This is a genomic window from Thermodesulfovibrio sp. (assembly GCF_049969575.1).
Classification (GTDB): Bacteria; Nitrospirota; Thermodesulfovibrionia; order Thermodesulfovibrionales; family Thermodesulfovibrionaceae; genus Thermodesulfovibrio; species Thermodesulfovibrio obliviosus.
This window is the reverse complement of sequence record NZ_JBMFOO010000001.1, coordinates 20,861-28,148: the sequence shown is the minus strand read 5'-3', so window position 1 is coordinate 28,148 and position 7,288 is coordinate 20,861. Positions and strand designations below refer to the sequence as shown.

Below are 7,288 nucleotides of genomic sequence, written 5' to 3'. Positions count from 1 at the left end.
CTTAAACAGGATGTGAAAGTATTAAAGGATGATGTTGGAATGCTTAAAGGTGACATGTTTGAAATGAAATTAAAGGATAAGGCACCGTCACTTTTTGGTCATATTATAAGAAGATGTAAGGTCTTAAGTGCTGAAAAGTATGCAGAAATTTTAGATGACGCCCTTGATGAAAACAAAATTACCTTCGAAGAAAGACAGGATGCTCTTGATGTTGACCTTGTTGCAACAGGAGTTTTAACAGAAGACCCAGCAAAAAAAGTTTTTCTAATCGCTGAAGCCTCTGTAAAAGCTGATAAAAGAGATGTAGAAAGGGCTTATAGAAGAGCCCAGATTTTTAAAAAAGCTACAGATACTGACACAGTAGCTGTTGTGGTCTGCAAAGAAAAAACACAGGGTGCCATAAAAAAAGCTCAAGAACTGGATGTTATTCTAATAAATGTTCTACGCTGATCTTCATATTCATTCCAGATTCTCCAGAGCAACAAGCAAAGAAATGATTCCTGAAGTAATTGAACAGTGGGCTCAGCTCAAAGGTATAAAACTAATTGGGACAGGTGATTTCACCCATCCAGAATGGCTCAGGGAAATAGAAAAAAAATTAAATGAGGAAGGAAATGGACTTTTTACCCTGAAAAAACAATATCGCCTTGATGTACCCGATTCCTGCAAAGAGGATATATTTTTTATCCTTTCCTCTGAAATAAGCTGCATTTATCAAAAAAATAATAAATTAAGGAAAATTCATCTTTTAATTTTATCACCATCATTAAGGGATGTTACAAAAATAAATCATGCCTTATCTCAAATAGGAAGTCTTGGTTCAGATGGAAGACCCATTCTTGGAGTTGATGCGAAGGAAGTAATGAAAATTATCATTGACATTTCACCATCTTCAATGATAATTCCAGCCCATGCATGGACTCCTCATTTTTCCGTGTTTGGTTCTCAGTCAGGGTTTGACAGCCTCAGTGAATGCTTTGAAGAACTTACTCCTTACATCTATGCAATTGAAACAGGCCTGAGTTCAGATCCACCAATGAACTGGCGTCTTAGTGAGCTTGACAGAGTACTTCTTGTTTCAAATTCTGATGCCCATTCACCTACAAAAATTGGAAGAGAAGCAAACATCTTTGACACTGAGATGAACTACAATGCGATTACCGAAGCAATAAAGATACGCAAGGGATTTCTTGGCACTGTAGAGTTTTTCCCTGAAGAAGGGAAATATCATTATGATGGACACAGATCATGCGGAGTAAGACTTTCACCAAAAGAGACAATAAAAAGAAACTATCTATGCCCTGTATGCGGGAAAAAAGTTACTGTTGGAGTAATGCACAGAGTTGAAGTTCTTTCAGACAGGCCTGAAGGATTTAAACCACCACAAGCACTTCCTTTTAAATCTATAATCCCTTTATCTGAAATAATTGCTGAAATAAAAAATAGTTCTACCCAGTCTAAATCAGTATTTGACACATATATGAAAGCCCTTTATAAACTCGGAAGTGAATATAATATACTTTTACACAAAGATTTAAAAGAAATTGAAAAATTTGATTCTAAACTGGCAGAGGCAATTGAAAGAATGAGAGAAGGCAAAGTTTATGTAGAAGCTGGATATGATGGAGCATATGGTAGAATAAAAGTTTTCGGTGAATCTATTGAAACTGAAATTAAAGGGCAGGCAATCCTTTTTTAAATGAATCTTAACAGAAATCAAAAAATAGCAGCAGAAACTAACGACAAAATCTGCTGTGTTTTAGCAGGTCCAGGAACTGGAAAAACCCTTACAATTACTGCAAAAATTATTAATCTATTGCAACAGGGCATAAATCCTCAAGAAATTGCAGCCCTTACTTTCACACAAAAAGCAGCCATTGAAATGAAGCAGAGAGTTATAAATAGCTTGAGACAAAAAGAAAACAAACCTTTTATTGGCACCTTTCATCTTTTGTGCCTAAAACTTTTAAAGGAATTTTTACCAGATAAACAAAAGCATTTTCAATTATGCACAAGGACAAAACAGAAAGAAATAATCTCTGATTTATATGGGAAAAATGCTGATAAAGCAATTGAAAAAATAACAAAATTCAAAAATACAGGTGTCCCTCTGGATGAAAAAATTTTACCAGTCTATGAAAAATACGAAGAAAAAAAGAGACAGCTTAATCTTCTTGATTTTGATGACCTATTGCTAAAAACTCTTGAATTAATCAATAAAAAAGAGATTCCAGCTCTCTTTTCTTATATAATTGTTGATGAATTTCAGGACATAAATAAGATTCAGTATGAACTTATAATAGGACTTCTTAAGCAAGATGGCTGTCTTGCAGTATTTGGCGATCCTGACCAGGCTATTTATTCTTTCAGAGGCTCAGAAATTGAACTTTTTTTAAAATTACCTTCAGATTTTCCAGATTTAACTCTTATAAATCTATCTCTTAATTATCGTTCGCAAAAAAATATAATAGAAGCTTCAAATAAGTTTATCACAGCTAATACAAAAAGGTTTTCTAAAAGAATTGAAGCTACAAGAGAAATAAAATCTCCTCTAATCCTTTTTGAAGTTGAGGACGAATATGAGGAAGCCAAAACCATTGTTAAAGAAATAAAGTCAAGGCTTGGTGCAACAGATTTTACAGAACTCTATAAAAATAAAGAAGAAACATCTTATAGTTTTTCAAGTTTTGCAGTTCTTACAAGAACAAATAATCAGCTGAAAATCATTAAGGATTTTTTAAAAAAAGAAGGAATCCCCGTGAAAACAATAAAGAAAGATGCAGATCACTGGATATCTTCAATAATAAGAAAACTTACTGAAGCAATGACTAACTCATCGGAAAAACTTTTTACAAATATGCCATTAAAGGACTTTCTTGAATCATCTGGAAGCTATGAAGATTTGTCAGACATAGAAATCTCTATGTTGAGCAACATTGCAAGAGCATATAAAAATGGCAAACTCATAGAGCAGATTCAGGCATTCATTGATGAAATTTCAGCACTGACACCTATTGATCTTTTTCCAGAAAACCTTAATGCAGTAAGCCTCCTTACTCTGCACAGTTCAAAAGGTCTTGAATTTCCCATTGTCTTCATTGCAGGTTTTGATGAAGGTCTTATCCCTTACACTATGGCACCTGATACTGACATAGAGGAAGAAAGAAGACTCTTTTATGTTGGAATGACCCGAGCAATGGATGATTTAATACTTATTCATTCAAGGCAAAGAGTTATCAACGGCAAAAAAATACCTCTGTCTGTTTCTTCTTTTCTTAAAGATATACCAGCAGAATACATACAGATAAAAAAGGTCCGGGCAGACAGAACCGGACCAATGCAAAAAGGTCTTTTTTAAGCTTTTATTTCTGTGCCAAGAAGCTCAAGAAATTTTCTTATCCATTCTGGATGAGCTGGCCAGGCAGGTGCAGTTACAATATTACCGTCTACACAGGCATTTGAAAACGTAGCATTCACCTCACACCATTTTCCACCGGCAAGTAAAATTTCTGCTTTTACTGCTGGATAGGCAGTAAGAGTTCTGCCTTTTATAACATTGGCAGCAGTCAAAAGCTGAATTCCATGACATATAGCAGCTACAGGTTTATCAGATTCAACAAAATGTTTTACTATTTCTAATACTTTATCGTTAAGCCTCAGATATTCAGGAGCTCTTCCACCTGGAATTACAAGGGCATCGTAATTTTCAGGTTTAATTTTCTCAAAATCAGCATTTAACATAAAATTATGACCTCTTTTTTCTGTATATGTCTGATCTCCTTCAAAATCATGCACAGCAGTTTTTACAGTCTCACCTGCTTTTTTCCCTGGACAAACTGCATGAACAGTATGTCCCACCATCTTAAGCATCTGAAACGGCACCATTGCTTCATAGTCTTCCACAAAATCGCCAACAATCATTAAAATTTTTTTAGACATACTACACCTCCTCTGATTTTGTTTTATTCTATTATAAACTCTTTATGTTAAGATATTGTTACGCCTTATGAGAAAAGATAGCAAGGTAAAAAAAACACTGGCAGACTTGCAGGATTTCTATTTTGTCTGCATAAATTCTATTTTAAAACTTTTTAAAAAACCTATTTATTTTGATGAAATAATTGAGCAGATGGAATATGCTGGCTCTGCTTCTGTTTTTATTATATCTCTGGTATGTCTGTTTGTAGGAATGGCACTAAGTCTTCAACTAAGTGCAGAGCTCAGCAGGCTTGGATTAAAAATGTATACAGGTAAAATTGTAGGAATTGCAGTGATAAGAGAAATTGGTCCCCTTGTAACAGCACTGGTCTTTATAGGCAGAGTTGGTGCTGGGCAGACTGCAGAAATTGGCTCAATGATTCTTGGGCATCAAATAGACACCTTAAGAGTCTACGGAATTGATCCAGTTAGAAAAGTTGTGATTCCAAGAGTAATTGCCTCAGTTATAATGCTTCCATGTCTTACAATAATAGGAGACCTCGTCTGTCTTTTTGGAGGCTACTACATAGCAGTTTTTGTCAGTAATCAGAGTGGTTCCTTTTACTGGTCAAGCATTATCAGAGAATTAAATTTTCAAAATGTCTTCTCCGGTTCAATAAAACCTTTTATATTCGGGTATCTTATCTCTTGTATAAGCTGTTTTTACGGGCTTACAACCCGAGGAGGTGCAAAAGGATTAAGAAGGTCAACCACAAAAGCAGTTGTTACATCAATTGTTGTTGTAATCGCAACTGATTTTATACTAACAAGAATTTTACTCTATGCACTGGGGTTTACTGTATGATAATCTTTGATGATGTATGGTTCTCTTACGGAGACAGAGAAGTGCTCAAAGGTGTAAGCTTTACTGCAAAATTTGATGAGCGAATAGCTGTTCTTGGTGAAAGCGGTGGGGGAAAAACAACCATTTTAAAATTAATTCTGGGTTTAATCACTCCAGATAAAGGAAAAATTATAATTGATGGCATTGATATAACCAGACTAAGTGAAGAAGAACTTATTCCCATAAGAAGAAAATTTAGCATTGTTTTTCAGGAAGGTGCTCTTTTTGATTCTTTACCTGTAAAGGAAAATGTAGCTTTTTTCATGAGAGAACTTTTAAAGCTTCCTGATAAAGAAATTTATCGCAGGGTAAGGGAATTGCTCAAACGCGTAGGAGTTGAAGATGCAGAGGAACTTATGCCAGAACAACTCAGCGGAGGTATGCACCGTAGAGTAGCCATTGCCCGTGCCCTGGCAGTTGGAAAAACAAAGATGTTTTTATATGATGAGCCAACCGCAGGACTTGATCCCATCAATTCTGAAAGAATTATTCAGCTGATTAAAGATTTAGCAGACAGAGAAAATATAGGTTTCATGATAATAACTCATGTAGTTTATATAGCATGGCAACTCTGCAATAGATTTATTTTTCTTAAAGATGGATATATCGTATTTGATGGCAATAAAGAAGAACTTATTAAAACCAAAATTCCTGCTGTAAAGGATTTCATAAAAGAGCTATTTTTTAAAGTTTAGCAATACTCAGCCAACAAAACAGAGACCTTTTCTCCAAAAAGTCTTTGACTTTTTGAAGAAAAGGTCAAGTGCAGAATTGTAAACCAACCTCTAAGGAAAAGCGAAAGACAGTTTTTTCCTTTATCGCATTTTTATGATCCCAGTATTTCTTTTAAGTCTTCATCCGCTGTTTTGATTGTTTTTATACTAAAATTATCAACAAGAACTTTCAAAACATTAGGACTTACAAAGGCAGGAAGGCTTGGCCCAAGACGAATATTTTTAATACCGAGATAAAGCAGTGTTGTAAGAATTGCAACTGCTTTCTGTTCAAACCAAGAAAGGATTAAAGAAAGTGGAAGCTCGTTTACACTTACATTGAAAGCCTTTGAAAGTGCCAGAGCTATCTGAATTGCTGAATAGGCATCATTGCATTGACCCACATCAAGAAGTCTTGGAATTCCTTCAATTGAACCAAGTTCTTTATCAAAAAATCTGAATTTACCACAGGCAAGAGTAAGAATAACGGTGTCTTTCGGAGATTTTTCAACAAACTCTGTGTAATAGCTTCTGCCTGGTTTTGCACCATCACAACCACCAACAAGGAAGAAATGTCTTATTTTACCAGCTTTAACAAGCTCAATTACCTTTTCAGCAACGCTTAAAACAGCATTTCTTGCAAAGCCTACCATTACGGTTTTTCCTTCCCTGTCTTCTGGAAAACCTGGCAATTCAAGCGCCTTTTCAATTACTGGAGTAAAATCTTTATCTTCAATGTGCTTTACCCCGGGCCAGCCAACAACACCTGTTGTGAAGATTCTATCTTTGTAGGACTCCTGTGGCTTTATAATGCAATTAGTGGTCATTAAAATTGCTCCAGGAAACTGAGCAAATTCCTTCTGCTGGTTCTGCCATGCTGTGCCGTAATGTCCATAAAAATGCTTATATTTCTTCAGTTCAGGATATCCATGACAGGGAAGCATCTCTCCGTGGGTATAAATATATATACCTTTTCCTTCTGTCTGTTGTAAAAGAAGCTCAAGGTCTCTCAGGTCATGACCAGAGACCACAATTGCCTTGCCTTTTTTATAACCCAGTGGAACTGCTGTAGGAATAGGATGTCCGTATTTGCCAGTGTTGGCAGCATCAAGCAGTTCCATTGTTTTTAGATTAACCTCTCCGGCTTTCAAAACCATATTAAGCCAGTAATTCATATCTCCGTCTCTCTGCATGGCATCAAGGGCATCATAAATAAAGGCGTAGACAGAGTCATCTTCTTTTCCAAGAATTGCTGCATGGTCAGCATAGGCTGCGATTCCTTTTATTGCATAAAGAGTAGTCTCTTTAAGCGATTGGATGTCAGCATCTGAAGAATTCTGGAATAACTTTCTATTTGCCTCTTCGCCCTGCTTTACCAGTTCTTCCATTGAATCAACAGGAAATATGCGACAGGCATCTGTTTCCTTAACGTTATAGCCTTTCTTTTTTAGTTCTTCCCTGATTTTTACTGCTTCATTGATAAAATTTCTTATTGCTTCAGAATTAAAATTAACATTTGTCAGTGTTGCAAAGAGAGCTTCAACAGTAAATCTTTTAACTTTGTTGTCCAGCCTGTTTTCCCTCAGTGCTTCCTTTGCATAAGTAGAAAGTCCCTGAAGGCAGTAGATTAACAAATCTTGAAGATACGCTGTATCTGGCTGTTTCCCACATACACCCAGTTTTGTGCATGCTACCTGATTTTCAATAAGATCTGCAACTTTTATTGAAATTTTGTTTTTTAATATGTCATATT

At 35.6% G+C, this 7,288-nt stretch carries 7 protein-coding genes; 5 read left to right on the top strand and 2 right to left on the bottom strand.

All coding sequences use genetic code 11. The features are described 5' to 3' along the window. The 3 genes from ACP5O9_RS00145 to ACP5O9_RS00135 all read left to right on the top strand — a co-directional run. Positions 1–450 (top strand): hypothetical protein (locus ACP5O9_RS00145; protein WP_428723207.1); only part of this gene is annotated, 450 nt, incomplete at its 5' end. Further along, positions 437–1,699, top strand: coding sequence for an endonuclease Q family protein (locus ACP5O9_RS00140; RefSeq protein WP_353686399.1), 1,263 nt, complete (start codon positions 437–439; stop codon positions 1,697–1,699). The genes ACP5O9_RS00145 and ACP5O9_RS00140, both read left to right, overlap by 14 nt. Beyond that, positions 1,700–3,358, top strand: a complete 1,659-nt coding sequence (locus tag ACP5O9_RS00135) for an ATP-dependent helicase (RefSeq protein WP_428723206.1) — start codon at positions 1,700–1,702, stop codon at positions 3,356–3,358. Here ACP5O9_RS00135 and ACP5O9_RS00130 read toward each other — a convergent pair. Continuing rightward, positions 3,355–3,939 (bottom strand): DJ-1/PfpI family protein, encoded by a 585-nt coding sequence (locus ACP5O9_RS00130; RefSeq protein WP_353686397.1) that lies wholly within the window; start codon positions 3,937–3,939, stop codon positions 3,355–3,357. The two genes, ACP5O9_RS00135 and ACP5O9_RS00130, sit on opposite strands and share 4 nt — an antisense overlap. 67 nt (positions 3,940–4,006) lie before the next feature. Between ACP5O9_RS00130 and ACP5O9_RS00125 the strand changes: the two genes are divergently transcribed. Beyond that, positions 4,007–4,783: an MlaE family ABC transporter permease gene (locus ACP5O9_RS00125; RefSeq protein WP_428723205.1), complete on the top strand. Its 777-nt coding sequence runs from the start codon at positions 4,007–4,009 to the stop codon at positions 4,781–4,783. Next, positions 4,780–5,517, top strand: a complete 738-nt coding sequence (locus tag ACP5O9_RS00120; RefSeq protein ID WP_353686395.1) for an ABC transporter ATP-binding protein — start codon at positions 4,780–4,782, stop codon at positions 5,515–5,517. The genes ACP5O9_RS00125 and ACP5O9_RS00120 overlap by 4 nt, the downstream gene beginning before the upstream one ends. Before the next feature lie 131 nt (positions 5,518–5,648). Here the strand turns inward: ACP5O9_RS00120 and hcp are convergent, their stop codons facing one another. Continuing rightward, positions 5,649–7,259, bottom strand: coding sequence for a hydroxylamine reductase (hcp, locus tag ACP5O9_RS00115; protein WP_428723244.1), 1,611 nt, complete (start codon positions 7,257–7,259; stop codon positions 5,649–5,651). Between the last annotated feature and the right edge of the window lie 29 nt (positions 7,260–7,288).